The 20601-nt window shown below is 69.8% G+C and carries 19 protein-coding genes; 17 read left to right on the forward strand and 2 right to left on the reverse strand.

Translation table 11 applies throughout. The annotated features are described in order from the left end of the window. Positions 1 to 90 precede the first annotated feature (90 nt). Positions 91 to 1722 carry a GumC domain-containing protein gene (locus tag AC07BF_RS14970; protein ID WP_363629378.1) on the reverse strand — a complete coding sequence of 544 codons (1632 nt, stop codon included), beginning with the start codon at positions 1720 to 1722 and terminating at the stop codon, positions 91 to 93. Further along, a complete protein-coding gene (locus AC07BF_RS14975) occupies positions 1719 to 2576 on the reverse strand; it encodes an ABC transporter ATP-binding protein (RefSeq protein ID WP_363629380.1) in 858 nt (285 codons plus the stop codon). The genes AC07BF_RS14970 and AC07BF_RS14975 overlap by 4 nt, the downstream gene beginning before the upstream one ends. Positions 2577 to 2829: 253 nt before the next feature. Between AC07BF_RS14975 and AC07BF_RS14980 the strand changes: the two genes are divergently transcribed. The 17 genes from AC07BF_RS14980 (at position 2830) to rplW (ending at position 20578) form a co-directional block, all read left to right on the forward strand. Further along, positions 2830 to 3393 carry a DUF1707 and DUF4190 domain-containing protein gene (locus AC07BF_RS14980; protein WP_363580092.1) on the forward strand — a complete coding sequence of 188 codons (564 nt, stop codon included), beginning with the start codon at positions 2830 to 2832 and terminating at the stop codon, positions 3391 to 3393. Between the two features lie 421 nt (positions 3394 to 3814). Continuing rightward, positions 3815 to 4186: a 30S ribosomal protein S12 gene (gene rpsL, locus AC07BF_RS14985; protein WP_014144289.1), complete on the forward strand. Its 372-nt coding sequence runs from the start codon at positions 3815 to 3817 to the stop codon at positions 4184 to 4186. A 2-nt stretch (positions 4187 to 4188) separates the two neighbouring features. Next, entirely contained in the window at positions 4189 to 4659 is a 471-nt protein-coding gene (gene rpsG / locus AC07BF_RS14990; protein WP_148644378.1) for a 30S ribosomal protein S7, read from the forward strand. Positions 4660 to 4698: 39 nt separating this feature from the next. Further along, the gene (fusA, locus tag AC07BF_RS14995; RefSeq protein ID WP_063348955.1) at positions 4699 to 6804 is read left to right on the forward strand and encodes an elongation factor G; all 2106 of its coding nucleotides are present in this window, start codon (positions 4699 to 4701) and stop codon (positions 6802 to 6804) included. A gap of 234 nt (positions 6805 to 7038) precedes the next feature. Further along, a complete protein-coding gene (tuf, locus tag AC07BF_RS15000; RefSeq protein ID WP_031063092.1) occupies positions 7039 to 8232 on the forward strand; it encodes an elongation factor Tu in 1194 nt (397 codons plus the stop codon). 175 nt (positions 8233 to 8407) lie between these two features. Next, positions 8408 to 9397 carry a glycosyltransferase family 2 protein gene (locus tag AC07BF_RS15005; protein WP_363580094.1) on the forward strand — a complete coding sequence of 330 codons (990 nt, stop codon included), beginning with the start codon at positions 8408 to 8410 and terminating at the stop codon, positions 9395 to 9397. After that, positions 9394 to 9825 carry a GtrA family protein gene (locus tag AC07BF_RS15010; protein WP_363580096.1) on the forward strand — a complete coding sequence of 144 codons (432 nt, stop codon included), beginning with the start codon at positions 9394 to 9396 and terminating at the stop codon, positions 9823 to 9825. The genes AC07BF_RS15005 and AC07BF_RS15010 overlap by 4 nt, the downstream gene beginning before the upstream one ends. Positions 9826 to 10007: 182 nt before the next feature. After that, positions 10008 to 12074, forward strand: a complete 2067-nt coding sequence (locus AC07BF_RS15015) for a hypothetical protein (RefSeq protein ID WP_363580098.1) — start codon at positions 10008 to 10010, stop codon at positions 12072 to 12074. A gap of 124 nt (positions 12075 to 12198) precedes the next feature. Then, entirely contained in the window at positions 12199 to 13533 is a 1335-nt protein-coding gene (locus AC07BF_RS15020) for a hypothetical protein (RefSeq protein WP_363580100.1), read from the forward strand. Between the two features lie 103 nt (positions 13534 to 13636). Then, entirely contained in the window at positions 13637 to 14326 is a 690-nt protein-coding gene (locus AC07BF_RS15025; RefSeq protein WP_363580102.1) for a glycosyltransferase family 2 protein, read from the forward strand. After that, positions 14323 to 14700 carry a DUF2304 domain-containing protein gene (locus AC07BF_RS15030; RefSeq protein WP_363580104.1) on the forward strand — a complete coding sequence of 126 codons (378 nt, stop codon included), beginning with the start codon at positions 14323 to 14325 and terminating at the stop codon, positions 14698 to 14700. Before AC07BF_RS15025 ends, AC07BF_RS15030 begins: the two co-directional genes overlap by 4 nt. A gap of 439 nt (positions 14701 to 15139) precedes the next feature. Then, positions 15140 to 16033 (forward strand): glycosyltransferase family 2 protein, encoded by an 894-nt coding sequence (locus AC07BF_RS15035; protein WP_363580106.1) that lies wholly within the window; start codon positions 15140 to 15142, stop codon positions 16031 to 16033. A 332-nt stretch (positions 16034 to 16365) separates the two neighbouring features. Continuing rightward, positions 16366 to 18186, forward strand: coding sequence for a hypothetical protein (locus AC07BF_RS15040; RefSeq protein WP_363580108.1), 1821 nt, complete (start codon positions 16366 to 16368; stop codon positions 18184 to 18186). Positions 18187 to 18605: 419 nt separating this feature from the next. Beyond that, the gene (rpsJ, locus tag AC07BF_RS15045; protein ID WP_012785157.1) at positions 18606 to 18914 is read left to right on the forward strand and encodes a 30S ribosomal protein S10; all 309 of its coding nucleotides are present in this window, start codon (positions 18606 to 18608) and stop codon (positions 18912 to 18914) included. 14 nt (positions 18915 to 18928) lie between these two features. Continuing rightward, positions 18929 to 19576, forward strand: coding sequence for a 50S ribosomal protein L3 (gene rplC / locus AC07BF_RS15050; protein ID WP_327677876.1), 648 nt, complete (start codon positions 18929 to 18931; stop codon positions 19574 to 19576). A 4-nt stretch (positions 19577 to 19580) separates the two neighbouring features. Further along, positions 19581 to 20258 carry a 50S ribosomal protein L4 gene (rplD, locus tag AC07BF_RS15055; protein WP_350877106.1) on the forward strand — a complete coding sequence of 226 codons (678 nt, stop codon included), beginning with the start codon at positions 19581 to 19583 and terminating at the stop codon, positions 20256 to 20258. Continuing rightward, on the forward strand, positions 20258 to 20578 hold the full coding sequence (rplW, locus tag AC07BF_RS15060; protein WP_063348967.1) for a 50S ribosomal protein L23: 321 nt from the start codon (positions 20258 to 20260) through the stop codon (positions 20576 to 20578). Before rplD ends, rplW begins: the two co-directional genes overlap by 1 nt. Positions 20579 to 20601: the final 23 nt, after the last annotated feature.

A 20601-nucleotide genomic window follows, 5' to 3' on the forward strand; every position in this document is an offset into this window, starting at 1 on the left:
GCTCTCCTCGACGGTCCGGCCCTCCCGCCCATGATGCCGGAGCGCCCGGCCCCTTCGACGGGACCGGGCGCTCCGGGTGACGCAGGCGACTCAGCGCTCGACGGCCTTGGCCAGGATCTCCGGGGCGCGCTCCAGCAGCCGCCCGGCCGCGAAGCGGATGCCGAGGGCGGCGATCAGGGCGCCGTAGAGCGGGCCGACCAGCAGAACCGGCCAGGTCGGGCCGGCGGAGAGCAGCGCCCAGCCGAGATAGCCGCTCACCGGCAGGGAGAGCAACGCCACACCGAACAGCGAGCCGAACTGGTTGACCAGCACCAGGCCGCCCTGCCCGGGGGCGGCGTTGCGCATCGGGTTGCTGTCGGCCGGCATGGTGTACGGCGCGAGCACGCTGAGCGTCGCGCCGAGCGCGACGCCGCAGCCGAGCAGGGCGAGCGCGAGGCCGAGTGCGGACGGCAGGCCGGCCCAGTCGCCGGTGGCGGCGGCCAGCACGGGCCCGAGCACCAGCGTCACCGGAACGGCGTACGACAGCACCGCGTAGGCCCGGCCGCGCAGCTCGTCCCGGGCGTCGGCCGGGGTGAGCAGGGTGGCGGCGACCATCCAGAACGCCGAGCCGTCCATGCCGAACAGGTTGAGCATCTGCAGCCCGAGGAACATCCCGGTCATCGCCAGCAGGTAGACGCTCGACCAGCCCTGGACCATCGACAGCACGCAGATCACCAGCGTCATGCCGATGCTGGTGAACACCGCGGCCTTGGCCCGCGGCTCCCGCCAGGCGTACCGGAGGTGGCGCTGCATCACCGCGCCGACCCGGCCCTCGGGCAGGAGGCTCCAGCCGCGCGAGCTCTGCACGCCGCGGGCCACCTCCAGGGTGGAGGAGTCGGCGGTGACCATCAGCTCCTGGAGGCTGCCGCGCCACCAGCGCAGCAGCAGGGCGAGCAGCGCCGCGGCCGCGGCGAGCTGGAACAGCGCCAGCCCGTACCGCCCCTCGCCGGCGGTGCGGGCCGCGTCCGCCGCGCCGACCGGCGGCAGCCAGCGCAGCACGGAGGCGATCGGCGCCAGCGGGCTGAGGTCGAGGTGGTCCCCGGGCCGGCCGAAGACGCTCTGCGAGCCGACGTTGGCGGCCTGCACGAGCAGGGCGAACAGCAGTCCGCCGAAGATCGCGAAGTCCTTGCCGCGCCGGCTGGAGAGCATCCGGGCGTTGCCGGCGGCGACCGCCCGGGAGAGCGTGACCAGGCAGAGCACGGCCAGCGGGACGCCGACCAGCGCGGCCGCGGCCGAGGCACCGCCGTTGGCGCCGGACAGCGCCGCGCCGGTCACCAGCACCAGGCTGACCAGCGGGCCGGGCCCGATCAGCGCGGCCAGCAGTGAGCCGCGCAGCAGCGGGCCGGGCCGCAGCGGGAGCATGGTGAGCCGGGTCGGGTCGGCGCTCTCGTCGCTGGAGAAGAGGAACAGCGGCAGCGCCGCCCAGCCGAGGGTGAGCACGCCGAGCAGCATCACCCCGGCGTCCCCGGAGCCGTCGAAGCGCCCGTTCATCATGGCGAGGGCGAAGGCGATGCCGGCCGCGAAGGCCAGACCGAGGACGCCGCCGATGACGTACACGGCGGTCCGGCCGGGGCTGCGCCGCAGGCCGTTGCGCAGCAGCCGCAGCTTGAGCGCCACCAGGGCGCGGACCACCGTCCGCCCGTCGGGCACCGGGGTACGGGCGGCTGCGGGGGCGGTGCTCACTGCCCACCCCCGAGCTGCCCGCCCCCGAGCTGCGCGCCGGCCTGCCCACCGGCCTGTCCGCCGAGCCAGCCGAGCGCCTGGCCGTCGTCCTCGCGGACGCCGATCAGGCCGAGGAAGGCCTCGTGGAGGCTGCGCCCGCCGCGCACGGTGTCCAGCGGGCCGTGGGCGATCACCCGGCCGGCGTTGACCACGGCGACCCAGTCGCAGAGCTGTTCGACCAGTTCCATCACGTGGCTGGAGAAGACCACCGTGGATCCGGCCGCCGCGTACCGCTTGAGCACGCCGCGGATGGTCTGCGCGGAGACCGGGTCGACGCCCTCGAAGGGCTCGTCGAGGAACAGCACGTCGGGGTTGTGCAGCAGCGCGGCGGCCAGACCGATCTTCTTGCGCATGCCGGTGGAGTAGTCGGCGACCAGCTTGTCGGCGTCGCGGGCGAGGTCCAGGACGGCCAGCAGTTCCTCCGCGCGGCGGTCCACCTCGGCGCCGGGCAGGCCGCGCAGCCGCCCGTTGTACTGCAGCAGTTCGCGGCCGCTGAGCCGCTCGAACATCCGCAGCCCCTCGGGCAGGATGCCGATCCGGGCCTTGACCGCGACCGGGTCGGCCCAGACGTCGCCGCCGTGGATGAGGACGGTGCCCTGGTCGGGCCGGAGCAGGCCGGTGGCCATGGACAGCGTGGTGGTCTTGCCGGCGCCGTTCGGGCCGACCAGGCCGATGAAGGAGCCGGCCGGGAGCTCCAGGCTGAGTCCGGCGACGGCGGCCTGGCCGCCGAAGTGCTTCCACAGCCCCTGGATGCTGACGGCGGAGGGGGGAACGGGTACGGGGCGGTCGGACGGCGGCGGCGCTGACGCCTGCATGGCGGCCTTCTCTGTTCGCTGGCGGATGGGTGTCTCGGACTCAGCCTGTCACTGCGGAAACGGACTGTCTCCCGAGTTGAGGATCCCCTGAGAGAGTGGGCCGAACGGGTGAGGCGCGCCGTCCGGACGGCGCGTTACGGCGGGTGCCGGGCTGGAATTGGCAACTACTCAGCTGCGCCGTTCGTCCTGCACTATGAGGGGCAGTGAGGGACAGCGAGGGGCGCGGGGCCGCGCCGGGTGCCGGGAGGTGCGGATGGCCGTTCAACCGTGGGGAGCCTCGGGCCCCGGCGAGCCGGATCGCCGCGGGGACCGGCAGCCCCAGCCCGTCCCGCAGTCCGTCCCGCAGCCCGGGTTCCACACGGGGATGCGCGCCGGGCACGCGGACCGGGATCGGACGATCGACGTGCTGAAGGCCGCGTTCGCCGAGGGCCGGCTCTCCGCCGAGGAGTACGAGCAGCGCCACGAGCAGGCCTCCGTCGCGCAGACCTACGGCCAGCTGGCCGGGCTGGTGTCCGACCTGCCCTCCGGCCCGATGCCGGCGCCGATGGCCTTCGCCGCCCCGCCCGTCCCGGCGACCTTCCTCCCGCCGCCTCCGCCGCCGGTTCGCTCCACCAACGGGCTGGCGGTCACCTCACTGGTCTTCGGCCTGACCGGCCTCTCGCTGCCCGCAGTGGTCGTCGGGCACATCGCGAAGGCCCAGCAGAGCAGCCACGACCGGGCCGGCGACTGGGTTTCCACCCTCGGCCTGCTCTTCGGCTACGCGGGCTGCGCGCTCTGGACGCTGCTGCTCCTGGTGATGCTGCAGGTGCCGGTCTGAGCGGGCCGCCCCGGGCGCGTCCCGCCCCGGTGGCGGCGGTCGGCGGGCTGTGGTAGAGCGGGTGGAGGGCGGCCCGACACCGGGTGGTCGCGTCCGGGACACTCCCGGGACATCCGGCCGAAGGTCGCGACCTGCGGCGTTGCATTTGTTTTGACCGCGCCCGATGCGCTAGGTACGCTCTGACCTTGTGCCTGGGGTGTCCCCGGGTCCTTGTGCGTGCATGCACACCGGTCGCCGCGCCGAGCCGGAGCGCCTTCCAGCGCCCCGCGCGTTGAGCGCCGTCGCTGTACATCAGCTCATGGGATTCCGTGTCGGAATAAGCCCAACACACCCGACCGCGTGGGTCGACCACGGGGCCGTGTGCGGGGGATCACCGCAGGTTAGTTTTACCAAGCCTTGGCACACAGAAAACGGAGAAACGGTGCCTACGATCCAGCAGCTGGTCCGAAAGGGCCGGCAGGACAAGGTCGAGAAGAACAAGACTCCCGCGCTGAAGGGTTCCCCGCAGCGTCGTGGGGTCTGCACGCGTGTGTACACGACCACCCCGAAGAAGCCGAACTCGGCTCTCCGCAAGGTCGCCCGTGTGCGCCTCACCAGCGGGATCGAGGTCACCGCTTACATCCCGGGCGAGGGCCACAATCTGCAGGAGCACTCCATCGTGCTGGTGCGCGGTGGTCGTGTGAAGGACCTTCCTGGTGTCCGCTACAAGATCATCCGCGGTTCGCTTGACACCCAGGGTGTCAAGAACCGCAAGCAGGCTCGCAGCCGCTACGGCGCCAAGAAGGAGAAGTAAGAATGCCTCGTAAGGGCCCCGCCCCGAAGCGCCCGGTCATCATCGACCCGGTTTACGGCTCCCCGGTCGTCACCCAGCTGGTCAACAAGATCCTGCTGCACGGCAAGCGCTCCACCGCCGAGCGGATCGTCTACGGCGCCCTCGAGGGCGTCCGTGAGAAGACCGGCTCGGACCCGGTCGTGGCGCTGAAGCGTGCGCTGGAGAACGTCAAGCCGGCCCTCGAGGTCAAGTCCCGCCGTGTCGGTGGCGCGACCTACCAGGTTCCGGTCGAGGTCCGTCCGGGCCGCGCCAGCACCCTGGCGCTGCGCTGGATGGTCGGTTACTCCCGCGCCCGTCGCGAGAAGACCATGACCGAGCGCCTGATGAACGAGATCCTCGACGCCAGCAACGGTCTGGGCGCTTCCGTGAAGCGTCGCGAGGACACCCACAAGATGGCCGAGTCCAACAAGGCCTTCGCGCACTACCGCTGGTAGTCCCTACCCCGTCACTAGACAGAGAGAGAACGAGCCACCATGGCTGCAACCTCCCTTGACCTCGCCAGGGTCCGCAACATCGGGATCATGGCGCACATCGACGCGGGCAAGACCACCACCACCGAGCGGATCCTGTTCTACACCGGCGTCTCGTACAAGATCGGTGAGGTCCACGATGGCGCTGCCACCATGGACTGGATGGAGCAGGAGCAGGAGCGCGGCATCACGATCACGTCGGCCGCGACGACCTGTCACTGGACGGTCGACGACGTCGACAACACCATCAACATCATCGACACCCCGGGTCACGTCGACTTCACCGTCGAGGTGGAGCGCTCGCTGCGCGTCCTCGACGGTGCCGTGACGGTGTTCGACGGTGTTGCCGGTGTCGAGCCCCAGTCCGAGACCGTGTGGCGGCAGGCTGACCGCTACGGCGTCCCGCGCATCTGCTTCATCAACAAGCTGGACCGCACGGGCGCGAACTTCTTCTTCTGCGTCAAGACCATCGTGGACCGCCTCGGCGCGACCCCGCTGGTCATGCAGCTCCCGATCGGTGCCGAGGCGGACTTCAAGGGCGTTGTCGACCTTGTCCGTATGAAGGCGCTGGTCTGGTCCGCCGAGGCCGCCAAGGGCGAGATGTACGACATCGTCGACATCCCGGCCGAGCTGCAGGAGCAGGCGAACGAGTACCGCGAGATGCTCCTGGACGAGGTGTCGAACGTCAGCGATGACGTGATGATGCTCGCCATGGAGGGCGAGGACGTCCCCGAGGAGCTGCTGTACGAGGCGATCCGCAAGGGCACCCTGGAGTCGGCCTTCACGCCGATCTTCTGCGGTACCGCGTTCAAGAACAAGGGCGTTCAGCCCCTGCTCGACGCGGTCGTCAAGTACCTCCCGTCGCCGCTGGACATCGAGTCGGTTGAGGGCACCAAGCCCAACGACCCGGAGACCAAGATCACCCGCAAGGCCTCGGACGACGAGCCCCTGGCCGCGCTGGCGTTCAAGATCATGTCCGACCCGCACCTGGGCAAGCTCACCTTCGTCCGGATCTACTCCGGCCGCCTGGAGTCCGGCACCTCGGTGCTGAACGCCGTGAAGGGCAAGAAGGAGCGCATCGGCAAGATCTACCGCATGCACGCGAACAAGCGTGAGGAGATCGAGTCGGTGGGCGCCGGCGACATCGTCGCCGTCATGGGCCTGAAGCAGACCACCACCGGTGAGACGCTGTCCGACGAGAAGGCCCCGGTCATCCTGGAGTCCATGGACTTCCCGGCCCCGGTCATCCGCGTCGCGATCGAGCCCAAGTCCAAGGGTGACCAGGAGAAGCTGGGTGTTGCCATCCAGCGTCTCGCCGAGGAGGACCCGTCCTTCCAGGTCAACACGGACGAGGAGACCGGCCAGACCATCATCGCGGGTATGGGCGAGCTGCACCTCGAGGTGCTGGTCGACCGTATGAAGCGTGAGTTCAAGGTCGAGGCCAACGTCGGCAAGCCGCAGGTCGCGTACCGCGAGACGATCCGTCAGGCCGTCGAGCGCATCGACTACACCCACAAGAAGCAGACCGGTGGTTCCGGTCAGTTCGCCAAGGTGCAGATCGCGATCGAGCCGCTCGAGCAGGCCGAGGGCTACGAGTTCGTCAACCAGGTCACCGGTGGCCGCGTGCCGCGGGAGTACATCCCGTCGGTCGACGCCGGTTGCCAGGAGGCCATGGAGTTCGGCATCCTCGCCGGCTACCCGCTGCAGGGTGTCCGCGTGAAGCTGCTCGACGGCCAGGCGCACGACGTCGACTCGTCCGAGCTCGCGTTCAAGATCGCCGGTTCGATGGCGTTCAAGGAAGGCGCGCGGAAGGCCAAGCCGGTCCTCCTCGAGCCGATGATGGCCGTCGAGGTCACCACGCCCGAGGACTACATGGGCGACGTGATCGGCGACATCAACTCTCGCCGTGGCCAGATCCGGTCCATGGACGAGCGTCACGGTGCCCGCGTCGTCACGGCGCTGGTGCCGCTCTCCGAGATGTTCGGCTACGTCGGTGATCTGCGCAGCAAGACCTCTGGTCGCGCGAGCTACTCGATGCAGTTCGACTCGTACGCCGAGGTTCCGAAGGCCGTGGCGGAGGAGATCATCGCCAAGGCCAAGGGCGAGTAAGGACCGGCGCCAGCCGGCTCCCTACGAGGCCGCGGCTGTCCCGATATTCGGGACGATTGCGAACCCTTAGGCTATTAGGGGGCGTCCCGGGAGGATCCGGTCGGATCCTCCCGGGGGGCCTCCGGCCCCCACCCCGCGGGACGGTGCGAGGTGCTTCCGGCACCTCGGGCCAAACCCGATCAAAGACCAACTGACGTCAGCACGGCGTACAGAACTGTCCTCAGGAGGACTGCAGTGGCGAAGGCGAAGTTCGAGCGGACGAAGCCCCACGTCAACATCGGCACCATTGGTCACATTGACCACGGTAAGACGACCCTTACCGCGGCCATCACCAAGGTGCTGCACGACGCGTACCCGGAGATCAACCCCTTCACGCCGTTCGACCAGATCGACAAGGCGCCGGAGGAGCGGCAGCGCGGTATCACCATCTCGATCGCGCACGTCGAGTACCAGACCGAGGCGCGTCACTACGCCCACGTCGACTGCCCGGGTCACGCGGACTACATCAAGAACATGATCACCGGTGCGGCCCAGATGGACGGTGCGATCCTCGTCGTCGCCGCCACCGACGGCCCGATGCCGCAGACCAAGGAGCACGTCCTCCTGGCCCGCCAGGTCGGCGTCCCCTACATCGTCGTCGCCCTGAACAAGGCCGACATGGTGGACGACGAGGAGATCCTGGAGCTCGTCGAGCTCGAGGTCCGCGAGCTCCTCTCGGAGTACGAGTTCCCGGGCGACGACCTGCCGGTCGTCCGCGTCTCCGCGCTGAAGGCGCTGGAGGGCGACAAGGAGTGGGGCGAGAAGCTCCTCGGCCTGATGCACGCCGTCGACGAGAGCATCCCGACCCCGGCCCGCGCCGTGGACCAGCCGTTCCTGATGCCGATCGAGGACGTCTTCACGATCACCGGTCGTGGCACCGTCGTCACCGGTCGTATCGAGCGTGGCATCCTCAAGGTCAACGAGACTGTCGACATCATCGGCATCAAGGAGACCAAGACCACCACCACGGTCACCGGCATCGAGATGTTCCGCAAGCTGCTCGACGAGGGCCAGGCCGGTGAGAACGTCGGTCTGCTGCTCCGTGGCATCAAGCGCGAGGACGTCGAGCGCGGCCAGGTCATCATCAAGCCGGGTTCGGTCACGCCGCACACCGACTTCGAGGCCCAGTCCTACATCCTGTCGAAGGACGAGGGTGGCCGCCACACCCCGTTCTTCAACAACTACCGCCCGCAGTTCTACTTCCGTACCACGGACGTGACCGGCGTCGTGACCCTCCCCGAGGGCACCGAGATGGTCATGCCGGGCGACAACACCGCCATGACGGTCGCGCTGATCCAGCCGATCGCCATGGAGGAGGGCCTGAAGTTCGCCATCCGTGAGGGTGGCCGCACCGTGGGCGCCGGCCAGGTCACCAAGATCATCAAGTAATTGATGTTCTGACCTGTCTGTCCCGTACAGGCGAACCGAAGGGCTCCGCACACCCAGGTGTGCGGAGCCCTTCGGCCTTCATCAGGCCTTCACCGGCTCTCACGGGCTGCTCATGGCCGGCTGTTATTGTCGGGCGACCGTCCAGCCCGCCGTCGCGGAAAGTGGGATCCAACGCATGCCAACGGCACCACTGTTGTCGGTCGTGATGCCGATCTACAACGAGCAGGAGGCGCTCCCGCTGACCGTCGAGCGGCTGCGGCCGATCCTGGACGGGCTCGGGGTCGACTACGAGGTCGTGGGCGTCGACGACGGCAGCACGGACGCCACCCCCGTCGTCCTGCAGAAGGTCCGGCAGGACTGGCCGGAGTTCCGCATCGTCCGCTTCGCCCGCAACTCGGGGCACCAGGCCGCGCTCACCGCCGGCATCCACCGGGCGCGCGGCGACTACGTGGTGAGCATCGACGCGGACCTCCAGGACCCGCCGGAGAAGATCCCGGAGATGCTCGACCTGGCCCGCGAGCAGGGCTTCGACGTCGTCTACGGCGTGCGCGGGGACCGCGCCACCGACACCGCCTTCAAGCGCCGGACGGCCGGCGCCTACTACTGGCTGATGCGCAAGCTGGTCGGCAAGCGGATGCCCAACCAGGCCGGCGACTTCCGCCTGCTCAGCCGCGCGGCCGTGGAGGCCCTCAAGCAGCTGCCCGAGCACCAGCCCGTCTACCGGCTGCTGGTGCCGTGGCTCGGCTTCCCCAGCGGCGAGGTGGTGTACGTCCGGGAGGAGCGGGTGGCCGGCGGCACCCACTACCCGCTGTCCAAGATGGTCCGGCTCGCGCTGGACAGCGTGACCAACTTCTCCGCCGCCCCGCTGCGGCTGGCCACCTGGCTGGGCCTGGTGAGCTTCGTGGTCTGCCTGGCCCTCGCGGTCTACACCACCCTCTCGTACGCGCTCGGTGCGACCGTGCCCGGCTGGTCCTCGCTGTTCATCGGCATGCTCTTCATCGGCGCCGTACAGCTGATCTGCGTCGGACTGCTGGGGGAGTACGTCGGCCGGATCTACTCGGCGGTGCAGGCCCGCCCGACCTACTTCGTCGGCTACGACTCGGCGGACGACGAACTGGCGCAGGACGCCGCGGCGCAGGACGACGCGCGGGGCCCGGGCCGGTGACCGTCACCGAGGGACCGGCGGAGCCCGTCGAGCCGGCCCCGTCGACCCGCCGCCAGCTGCCGTCCTTCCTGGTCATCGGCGTGCTCAGCACCGTCTTCTACCTGGCGCTGTTCGTCGCCGCGCGGTGGTTCACCGACCCGCAGGCGGCGAACCTGATCGCGCTGGCCGTCAGCGCGGTGGCCAACACCGCGGCCAACCGCCGTTTCACCTTCGGGGTCACCGGCTCGCAGGGCATGGTCCGGCACCAGCTCCAGGGCGCGGTGGCCTTCCTGATCGGGCTCGGCCTGAGCGCGGGCGTGCTCGCCCTGCTGGACCAGGTGGCGCCGAACGCCTCCCGGCCGGTGGAGGTCGCCGGACTGGTCGCCGCCAACGGCCTGGCCACGGTGGCCCGGTTCGTGCTGCTGAAGATCTGGGTCTTCCGGGGCTGAACCGGGGCTGAACGGCGGCCGTTCCCACTGGTTCGCGGACCGCCCACCCGGGCCCCTCAGCCCGTCGTGCCGACGGGCCCCTCGGTATGCTGTGGCTCGTAGCCTGCCCGCTGACGGTAGTGGAAGTCCGCACCCGGCCGGGGAGACGGGCGGCAGGGACTTGACCGAAGGGGCACGGCACCGTGTCGACCGTACATTCCTCGCCTGAGCGCGAGCTTCAACGTCCGACCGCACCGCCGGGGCCGCCGCCCGAGTCGACCACCGGTGGACGGTCCAGGCGCAACCCGCTCGTCCTGGCCGGGGGACTGGCCCTGTCCTGGCTGGTGCCGACCGGGCTGGTCGCGCTGGACCTGGGCGTCCTGCTGCTGCCGCTGCTGCTGTTCTCCATAGCCGCCGTGCTCCGGGTCGGCGGCGTGCTGCTCGACCGGCTGTTCGTCGCCGGGCTGGTGCTCGCCGGTTCGGTGCTGACGTTCGGCCTGCTCTTCTCGCTCTGGCCGTGGGGCCTCTCGCCGGTCGCCACCAGCGGCCTGATGTTCAGCGTGGTGACGGTCGCCGCCTGGGCCGCCCGCCGCGGCCCGCGCCTGCCGTTGCGCTTCCGCTGGTCCGACCTGCTGGTCCTGGGCACCGGTTACGGCGTCTGGCACTACCTGTTCCACCCGATCGCGGGAACGTCGGCGGCCGAGCGGGTCGCGTACTTCGCCACGTCGGAGGACCGGCTCGCGCACTTCTCCTTCTTCTCCGGCATCCAGAACGTCGGCGGCTTCAACTTCCTCCACCAGGACGCGGCCCGGTCCTTCCTGATACCGCCGTCCGAGGTGACGTACCCGCAGGGCTCCCACTTCCTGCTGGCCTGGACGGACACCCTCGTCCACTCCGCCGCCGACTCCGGCGACATGCTCTACACCATGAACCGGTACTTCCTGTACCTGCTGGTGGGCTACGCGCTGTTCTGCGCCGCGCTGGTCTGGGCGGCCCGGTGGATCGGCGGGCCGCGGCTGCGCGGCTGGCGCTGCGCGGCGGTGTGCGCGACCGTCGGCGCGATCATGTTCGCGAGCAACTACATGGACCTGATGGTCCACGGCTTCGACTCGACCTTCATCGGGCTGCTGCTGATAGCACTCGCGCTGGCCGTGCTGATCCGGCCGGCGATGGGCACCACCGAGTTCGTGCTGGCCGCGTCGGCCGGTCTGATCACCGTCACCTACGCGTACAACATCTACGGCGCCTTCGTCGGCGTGGCACTGCTGGGCGCACTGGCGGCGCACCGGCGCAAGTTCGCCGGGCGCTGGTGGTGGACCGCCGGCGCGCTGGCGTGCGCGCTGGGCGTGGCCGCGCTGCCGAGCGTCCTGTCCGTGCTGGGCAACCTCGACGTGGCCAGTGCCTCGAACATGAACGGCCCGAGCGTCGGGGCCGACCGCTCCATACTCATCGGCGGCGGGCTGCTCGGCCTGCTGGCCGCGGTCATGCCGCGCAACCGCCGGACCGCCGTCGGCCAGGCGCACCTCGCGGTCCTGCTCGGCACCGGCGGGCTGCTCAGCGCCTTCGCCGCCTACCAGCTGCACACCATCGGCAAGTACTCGTACTACTTCCACAAGATGACGGCCGTGGGCGTCGTGGTCAGCCTGATATCCCTCGGCGCCGTCGGGGTCATGCTGCAGAGCCCGTACCGGGGGACGGGCCGCACGCTGCCGAGCCGCCTCGGCGAGCTGGCGATGTCCGGCCTCGCCGTCGCCGCCGCGCTCAGCCTCTTCGCCAACGTGCAGTGGGGCTTCCTGACCACCAAGGACAACCCGTCCGCCTGGTCCGCCAACCCGCTGGTGGCCTGGGGACGCGGCGAGTTCAAGGGGGACATGGGCCCCAAGGGCGCGCAGGCGCTCGACATCTCGAGCAAGGGCCCGGTGATCGCGCTCTTCGCCAACGACGACTACAAGAACCTCAAGGCCACCTGGCTCGCCTCGCTGCTGAACCGGCGCGGGGGCGACATGACGGCGCTGTACGACATCCACTGGGTGTCCATCGGCGGTCCCCAGGTGAAGGAGGAGGACTACCAGAAGTCTCTGGGCCGCCTCAAGGGAGCCATCGACAAGCTCCCGGCCGCGCCCGTCCCGCCGACCGTCCTGACCGCCGACCCCTCCGTGGGCGACCGGATCAAGCGGGACCTGGCGGCGCAGGGTGTCACGGTGACGGTGCTGAGCGATCCTCAGAACCTTTGGACGGAGCCGTGGTCCCGTACCTTCCCGGGGGTCTGAGGGTGGGGGCCACCGTCATCGGACGTTCACGGCTACCCGCTACTATTCACAGCAATCGCACGGCCGGGCCGGCCTCGTGCGGAGACGTGTGGCAAGGTCGGCCGGTTAATTCGGTGATCATGTGATGAAGAACCCGATCGCCAAGCTGCTCGGGGTGCTACCCCCGGGGGCCCGGCTCGTGGTCGGTGGGACGGTCGTGCTCGGCGCCTCGGCGTACGTCTACATGGCGCTCGTGGGCTACAGCCTGGGCACGGCCGGTGCAGCCAGGGTGACGATGCTCTGGACGATCGTGATGTCCGTCGGGTGGGGTCTGTTCCAGCCCGTCGAACTGGAGCTGACGCGGCTGGTCGCCGCCCGCAAGGTGTCCGGGGCGGGGGCACTGCCCGCGGTACGGCGGATGCTGCTGCTCGCCCTGGCGATCCTGGCCGTGGCCTGCGCGGTGCTGGCCGCCGCCGCCGGCCCGATCGCCGACCAGCTGTTCGGCGGTGACCGGACCCTCGTGGTGGCCCTCGCCGGCGGCATGGCGGGCCTCGCGGTGAGCTCGGTCTCCCGCGGTGCGCTGGCCGGCCTCGGGCTGTTCGGCCCCTACGGCACCCAGCTGGCCGTCGACGGTGCCCTGCGCATCGGGCTGGCCGCGCTGACCGCCGTCCTCGGGCTGCACTCGGCGCTGGCCTTCGGCCTGATCCTGGTGGTCGCCCCGGTCGCCGCCTCGCTGATCGGCCTGCGCGGCATCCTCGCCGACCGCGCCCCCGGGCCGGAGGTGTCCTGGCGCCAGCTCACCAGCGGGCTCGGCCTGCTGATCGGCTCCGTGATGCTCAGCCAGCTGGTGGTGAACGCGACCGTCGTCTGCGTGCGCCTGCTCGCTCCGAAGCACTCCGAGGCGTCCGACGCCCTGGTCTTCGCCCTCGGCCAGGCCGTGGTGATGGCCCGCGTGCCGCTCTTCGCCTACAGCGCCCTCCAGGCCTCCATGGTCTCCGCGCTCTCGGGTGCCACCGCGGCCGGCGACCACGCCGAGTTCCGCAAGGTGCTGACCCGCACCACGGCGATCGTCGCCGCCATGTGCATCGGCGGCGGGCTGCCGGTCATCGCGCTCGGCGCCTGGCTCAACCCGCTGCTCTTCAACGCCAAGGACCTGCTCAACCCGCTGGACTTCACCTGGCTCGTCCTCGGCACCCTCTGCTACGTCCTCGCGACGGTCTTCGGCCAGGCGCTGATGTCGAGCGCCCAGCACCGCCGACAGCTGGTGGGCTGGACGGCCGGTTCCGTAGCATTGGTTGCGGTCGCCCTCTCCCCGGGTGACGTCGGTCTCCGTGCCGAGCTCGCGTACCTGGCCGGCGCGCTGGTCAGCGCCGTCCTGATGCTGTGGGCGCTGTACCGCGCGTTCCCCTCCCGCCCCGCCGCCTCCGGGCACTCCGGGCTGGACAGCAGGAGCGCGGCCGAGCCGCTGCGGACCTCGTGACGGCGGGGGACCGGACTGTGATTGGCCGACGACGCCCGTGATCACCACCGACAGACAGACCGAGGCACGCGACGCCGTGCCGTTCGCCAAGCATGGAGCCCCTGTGTCCGACTATGACAACGTCTGGCTGGTGATCCCGGCCTACAACGAAGGCCAGGTGATCGCCGAGGTCGTGGAGGGGGCACGCAAGACCTTCCCCAACATCGTGGTGATCGACGACGGCTGCACCGACGACACGGCGAAGCACGTCATGACGACCGGCGCCCACCTGGTGCGGCACCCGGTCAACCTGGGCCAGGGCGCAGCGCTGCAGACCGGCCTGAAGTACGCGCTGGGGCAGGAGGGCGCCGAGTACTTCGCCACCTTCGACGCGGACGGCCAGCACCAGACCGCCGACGTGGAGAAGATGGTGGCGCTGCTGCGCCAGGACGAGGCCGACATCGTGCTCGGCTCCCGCTTCATCGAGCAGACCGGCCAGGTGCCGTGGATCAAGCGGGTCGTGCTCCGCACCGCCGCCGCGGTCAGCCCGACCGCCCGCAAGCTCAAGCTCACCGACGCGCACAACGGTCTGCGCGTGATGAACCGGGAGGCGGCCAGCCGCATCCGGATCACCATGAACGGCATGGCCCACGCTTCGGAGATCGTCTCCTTCCTCGCCGGCTCGGACCTCCGGGTTGCAGAGGTGCCGGTGGACATCCTCTACACCGACTACTCGCGCGCCAAGGGCCAGTCCCTGATCAACGGCGTGAACATCCTCTTCGACATCTCGCTGCGGGAGCGTAACCGCCGATGAATCACCTCTGGATCCAGCTGATCCTCGTCCTGGCCGCCGTGGGCATGGCCCTCCTGTTCGTCCGGCGCTGGGACGCCGCGAACACCCGGGCGTGGAAGCGCATCGCCTTCTCGCTCTTCGTCATCGCCAACGTCATCGCGATCCTGTGGCCGGCCGGCGTGACCAAGCTGGCCACCGCACTGGGCGTCGGCCGTGGCACGGACCTGGTGCTCTACCTGATGGTCATCGCCATGGGCTTCCTGACGCTCAACACCTACCTGCGCTTCCGGTCGCTGGAGAAGAAGCTCACCGACCTGGCCCGTACGGTCGCCATCACCGAGGGCGTCCGTCACAACAACGACCGCCTCGACGCTCCGGTCGGCTCCGACCACTGATCGCGCTCCACGCGACAGGGCACAGGGTTTGAGGGCCGGTACCCCCGACGGGGTGCCGGCCCTCAGCCGTGCGTGCGGGTGAGCGCGCCGCCGGAGAGGCCGGCGAACGGTCCCCTTCGACCGTCGGCCACCGGGTCGAACGGTGACGCCCGTTCGTCCGTTGTCAAAGAGGGGGCGCCGATGTGTGCCGTCTTCTTGGGCTCCGGAAAATCCGGACATTACCGAGTTCATTCATCCCCCGGCCGCCCGGTGGACGTATTTCTGTGTGCCAGAATTTCCGATCGGCGGCCTCTGCGCACCCGCTTTCCGCCCCCCGGCGCCGGTGTGGGCCGACCGGCTGACGCACGGGCCCGGCAAAGCTGGTTGACTTGGGGCGCCCCGCTGGCCGCGGCCGGGCGGCACCGAAGCGTGATCCAGGACCAGGAGGTGCGGCGCCGTCATGAGCGTCGATTTCGTCATCCCGTACTACGGCGATCCGGAGTACCTGTTCGCCACCATCGACAGCATCCGGGCCCAGCACCAGCAGGACTGGCGGCTGACCGTCGTGGACGACCAGTACCCGGGCTTCCGGGCGCCCCAGTACATCGAGAGCCTGAACGACGAGCGGATCCGGTACATCCGCAACGCGGAGCGGCTGGGCCCCAACGGCAACACCTACAAGGCCTCCACCCTGGCCGAGCGCGAGTTCGTCTCGATGATGGGCGCCGACGACCTGCTGGAGCCCGACTACCTGGACGTCGTCCTGGAGCGCCTGCGGGCCGACCCGAACGCGATCGCGGTCCAGCCGGGCGTGCGGGTGATGGACAGCGACGGGACCCTGGTGCCCTCGCTCGGCATCGGCGACAAGGTCAAGCGCCGGATCAGCGCGCCGGCCCGCAAGGCCGGGGTGATCAGCGGCGAGGCCGCGGTGAAGAGCCTGCTGTCCGGCAACTGGCTGTACACGCCGTCGCTCACCTACCGCCAGTCCGCGCTGTCGAAGATCCCGTACCGCCCGGACATCGACGCCATCCACGACCTGGCGTTCATGGTCGACATGCTGATGGAGGGCGGCAACCTGCTGGTCGACGAGCGCGAGGTGTTCCGCTACCGGCGCCACCAGGCCAGCGACTCCTCGAACCGGGTCAAGGACGGCAAGCGCTTCGACGAGGAGCTGCGGTACTACTCGCTGATCTCCAAGGAGCTGCGCGCCAAGGGCTGGACCAACGCCGCGCGCTCGGCCGACCTGCACCTCTCGTCCCGCCTGCACGCCCTGATGGTCGCCGCCGGCCGGCTCGGCGCGGGTGACTTCTCCCACGCCGGCGCCATGGTCGGCCGCGCGGTCCGCAGCAGCTGACCGGAGCGTGTCCGAGGGCGGTGCCGACAGCCGGCCGGAGGCCCCCGGGTCACGGCGCCCCGAGGCGCCCGGCCGAATTCGACGGGGCGGGAGTAAGCGCTTCGGCCGGCCGCTGGGCTCTAGGTGGGTGAGGGGGTGCTCATGGGGAGCACCGACGACCGACCGGGCGGATCCTGCTGAACCACCACGCCCAAGCCCCGATACGGCCGGCACGGGGTCCTTGCCCGAGGCTTCGGCTTCTGGTAAGCGCCCTATGATGGCCGCTGATCGCCGGTCCACTGAGCCATCCTTCGCCACTCATCGGACGTGGCCACTGCACGGAAGTGACTGACATGACTGATCTGGCCACCAGCCCGGTCGGCGGCTCCAGCAAGGAGTCGCTCGAACCGGAGGGCGCGATCGCGCCCCGCCCCGGACGGCTCGACGGCCTGCTGGAGCGCCCCTGGGCGGTCCGCTCGGCCGAGGCCCTGGTCTCGATCGTGGCGGCGTTCGGCTTCGCGCTGCTCTGCACCCGCATCGACGTCAACCCGCTGAACCGGGTGGGCCAGGTCAGCGGTCTGGCCATGCTCCAGAAGTACGCCGCCATCGTGGGCCTGCCCATCCTGGCGGTGCTGCTGTACGCCGCCTACCGGGGCAGCCTGGCCCGGTACCAGCTGGCCCAGCGACTGGTCTGCGCGGCCGTCGCCGGACTGGCCACCGGTGCGGTCGCGGGCGGGATCGCGGTGGCGCTGAACGGTACCCAGTGGGGCCTCGGCGGTCAGGAGGGCGACCCGGGCAACCTCATGGGCATGGCCAACGACATGCTGCGGGGCAAGGGCCTGCCCGGCGTCTACCCGCCCGGCTTCCCGGCGCTGCTGGCGGTCTGGTCGAAGCTGTTCTACGGCGGCGTCGGCGGCGTCGGCTACGCCATGAAGGACGTCCAGCTGATCTGCAGCGCACTGGTCGGCCCGATGGCGTACCTCTCCTGGCGGCTGATGCTGCGGCCGGTCTGGGCGCTGCTGATCGCCGTCCCGTCGGCGATCCTCTTCCTCGACCCGATCCGGCCGTACAGCCACGTCACGATGCTGGTCATGGTGCCGATGCTGGCCGCCGCCCTGCGGGAGCTCCGCCGGTCGCACGAGCTGTCCACCCGGTCCACGGTGCTGCGCGGCCTCGGCTTCGGCGTCTCGTTCGGCCTGATGTTCCTCTGGTACTCGGGCTGGTTCATCTGGGCCGCGCCCGGCGTCCTCGTCCTGACGCTGTTCGTCGTCCCGTGGCGCCAGGGCGCCGCCCGGATCAAGCGGGCGCTGCTGTTCCTCGGCGTGACGCTGGTGAGCGCCGGCGTGGTCGGCTCGCCGCTGCTGTACGAGCTGGTGCGGCTGGGCGCCCAGGCCAAGGACCGGTACGCGTACCTCTCGGTGTACATCGACCCGGCGTACATCATGAGCTGGGCCTCGGACCGCAACGGCGACCTGAACTACCACGACTTCCCGTGGCGCGGTGAGCTCGCCGGGCAGAGCGCCTACACCCTGCTGCTGCTCGCCGGGGTCGCGCTGGCGCTGGGCCTCGGGCTGCGCAGCATCGCCGTCCGGACCGTGACGGCCACCCTGATCAGCGCCTGGCTGCTGCGCTTCTGGTTCGCCTCCCAGATGGCCCAGACGAAGTCCATCCAGCTGTACCCGCGGACGACCTGGATCATCCTCTACGCGTTGATGATCCTCGCGGTGCTCGGCCTGATGTTCCTCGTCCAGCGGGGCACCGGTTGGCTGCGCACGGTGCAGCGGGTCGGCACCGACGGGCGGCCGGCGCCGCTGACCCTGCGGCCCGCGGTCACCGGCCGGCTGGTCGCCGGCGCGGTCTGCGCGGTGGCGCTGTTCGCCACCATGGCGGCCTCCTGGTCGGCGGACCGCTACATGCCGACCACCAGGCCCGAGTTCGTGCCGGTCGCCGGGGCCAAGGGCATCGACATGGGCGCGGACGCCTGGCGCGCGCACATCCTGGTGAACCGCGACGGCAAGTGCCCGAAGTACGACCCGGCCGGGCCGACCGACTGCGCGCCGGTGAACAAGGAGCTCAAGGAGTACAACAACGAGCCCGACAAGGGTCAGCTGTGGTGCGCCAACGTGACCGGTGACGAGTGGGCGCTGACCTGCGGGAGCAAGCGACCCTGGTGACGCGGGTCCGCGGCGGTGAGCGCCGCGGTTGGGGACGGTCACCCGATCGGGGCCGGTGAGGGCGACCTCACCGGCCCCGATTGGCATCCGGGCTGCTCCATGTGGCAGTATGTCCAAGTTGCTCGGTTGAGTTGCCGATGCTGCGCGCCTCCCGCCGGGAGGACTGGAAGCGAGTCCCAGGTATTCGTCGTTCCCGTGATGGCCGTTAAGCGTGAAGTCGACGCCACGGCAGCTGCGGGGCGAAAGTACGGGAATCTTCCGGGAAGCGTATGCGGGGCCTCGACCCGGCCCCCCACCCCGAAATCTTGAAACCGACGAGTTGTTCGCCGGTTTTTTGCAAGCGCGAGTGCGACACGCCCGAGCGCGGGGGTCGGAGGGTGGTCGTGCAGTGACTAAGGACAAAGGACTACTGAGTAGCCATGGCGGGACAGAAGATCCGCATCCGGCTCAAGGCCTACGACCACGAGGTCATCGATTCCTCGGCGAAGAAGATCGTCGAGACGGTGATCCGTACTGGTGCGCAGGTCGCAGGCCCGGTGCCGCTGCCCACTGAGAAGAACGTGTACTGCGTCATCCGCTCGCCGCACAAGTACAAGGACTCGCGCGAGCACTTCGAGATGCGTACTCACAAGCGTCTGATCGACATCCTCGACCCCACGCCGAAGACGGTTGACTCGCTCATGCGTCTCGACCTGCCGGCTGGCGTCGACATCGAGATCAAGCTCTGAGAGGCGCACCGAAGATGGCTAAGCAGATTAAGGGCATCCTGGGCGAGAAGCTCGGCATGACCCAGGTCTGGGACGAGAACAACCGGATCGTTCCGGTGACCGTCGTCAAGGCTGGGCCCAATGTCGTGACCCAGGTCCACACCGCTGACAGTCCGGCCGGCTACGACGCCGTCCAGATCGGCTTCGGCGAGATCGACCCCCGCAAGGTGAACAAGCCCCTCGCGGGCCACTTCGCCAAGGCCGGTGTCACCCCGCGCCGCCACCTGGTCGAGCTCCGTACCACGGACGCGTCCGAGTACACCCTCGGCCAGGAGATCACCGCGGAGCTGTTCGAGGCGGGTGTCAAGGTCGACGTGACCGGCACCTCCAAGGGCAAGGGCTTCGCCGGTGTCATGAAGCGCCACAACTTCCGGGGCCTCGGCGCCGGTCACGGTGTGCAGCGCAAGCACCGCTCGCCCGGCTCGATCGGTGGCTGCGCCACCCCGGGTCGCGTGTTCAAGGGCGTGAGGATGGCCGGCCGGATGGGCCACGAGCGTGTGACCACCCAGAACCTGACCATCCATGCCGTTGACGCGGAGAAGGGGCTGCTCCTGATCAAGGGCGCAATCCCGGGCCCGAACGGCGGCCTCGTCCTCGTCCGCACTGCGGCGAAGGGGCTGTGAGGATATGAGCACCATTGACATCCTGTCGCCCTCGGGCGACAAGACCGGCAGCCTCGAGCTGCCGGCCGAGATCTTCGACGCGAAGGTCAGCGTTCCGCTGATGCACCAGGTCGTCGTGGCGCAGCTCGCTGCGGCCCGTCAGGGCACCCACAAGACCAAGACTCGCGCCGAGGTCCGCGGTGGCGGCAAGAAGCCGTACCGCCAGAAGGGCACCGGCCGCGCCCGTCAGGGCTCGACCCGCGCCCCGCAGTTCGCCGGCGGTGGCGTCGTGCACGGTCCCGTGCCGCGCGACTACTCGCAGCGGACCCCGAAGAAGATGATCGCCGCCGCCCTGCGCGGTGCGCTCACCGACCGGGCCCGCCACAACCGCATCCACGTCGTCACCGACGTGATCGCGGCCGAGGCGCCGTCGACCAAGGCCGCCAAGGGTCTGTTCGGCAAGATCACCGAGCGCAAGAACATCCTCCTCGTCGTCGAGCGTGCCGACGAGCTGGGTCTGAAGAGCGCCCGCAACCTGCCGCACGTGCACATCCTGGACGCCGGTCAGCTGAACACCTACGACGTGCTCGTCTCCGACGATGTGGTCTTCACCCAGGCCGCCTTCGAGCGTTTCGTGGCGGGTCCCGCCGCGTCCGCCAAGGCCGTGGCTGCTGAGGGCGAGCTCGAAGGGAGCGCCGCCTGATGGCTGCAGAGATCACGAGCAAGACGTTCACGGACCCCCGTGACGTCCTGGTGAAGCCGGTCATCTCGGAGAAGAGCTACTCGCTCCTCGACGAGAACAAGTACACGTTCGTCGTGTCGCCCGGTGCCAACAAGACCCAGATCAAGCAGGCCGTCGAGGCGGTCTTCTCGGTCAAGGTCGAGTCCGTCAACACGCTCAACCGTCAGGGCAAGCGCAAGCGCTCCAAGACGGGCTTTGGCAAGCGCAAGGACACCAAGCGCGCCATCGTGACGCTGGCTGAGGGCAACCGCATCGACATCTTCGGTGGTCCGGTCTCCTAACGGAGATCGTGATCGTCGATAAG

Source organism: Kitasatospora sp. NPDC043950 (genome assembly GCF_056435345.1).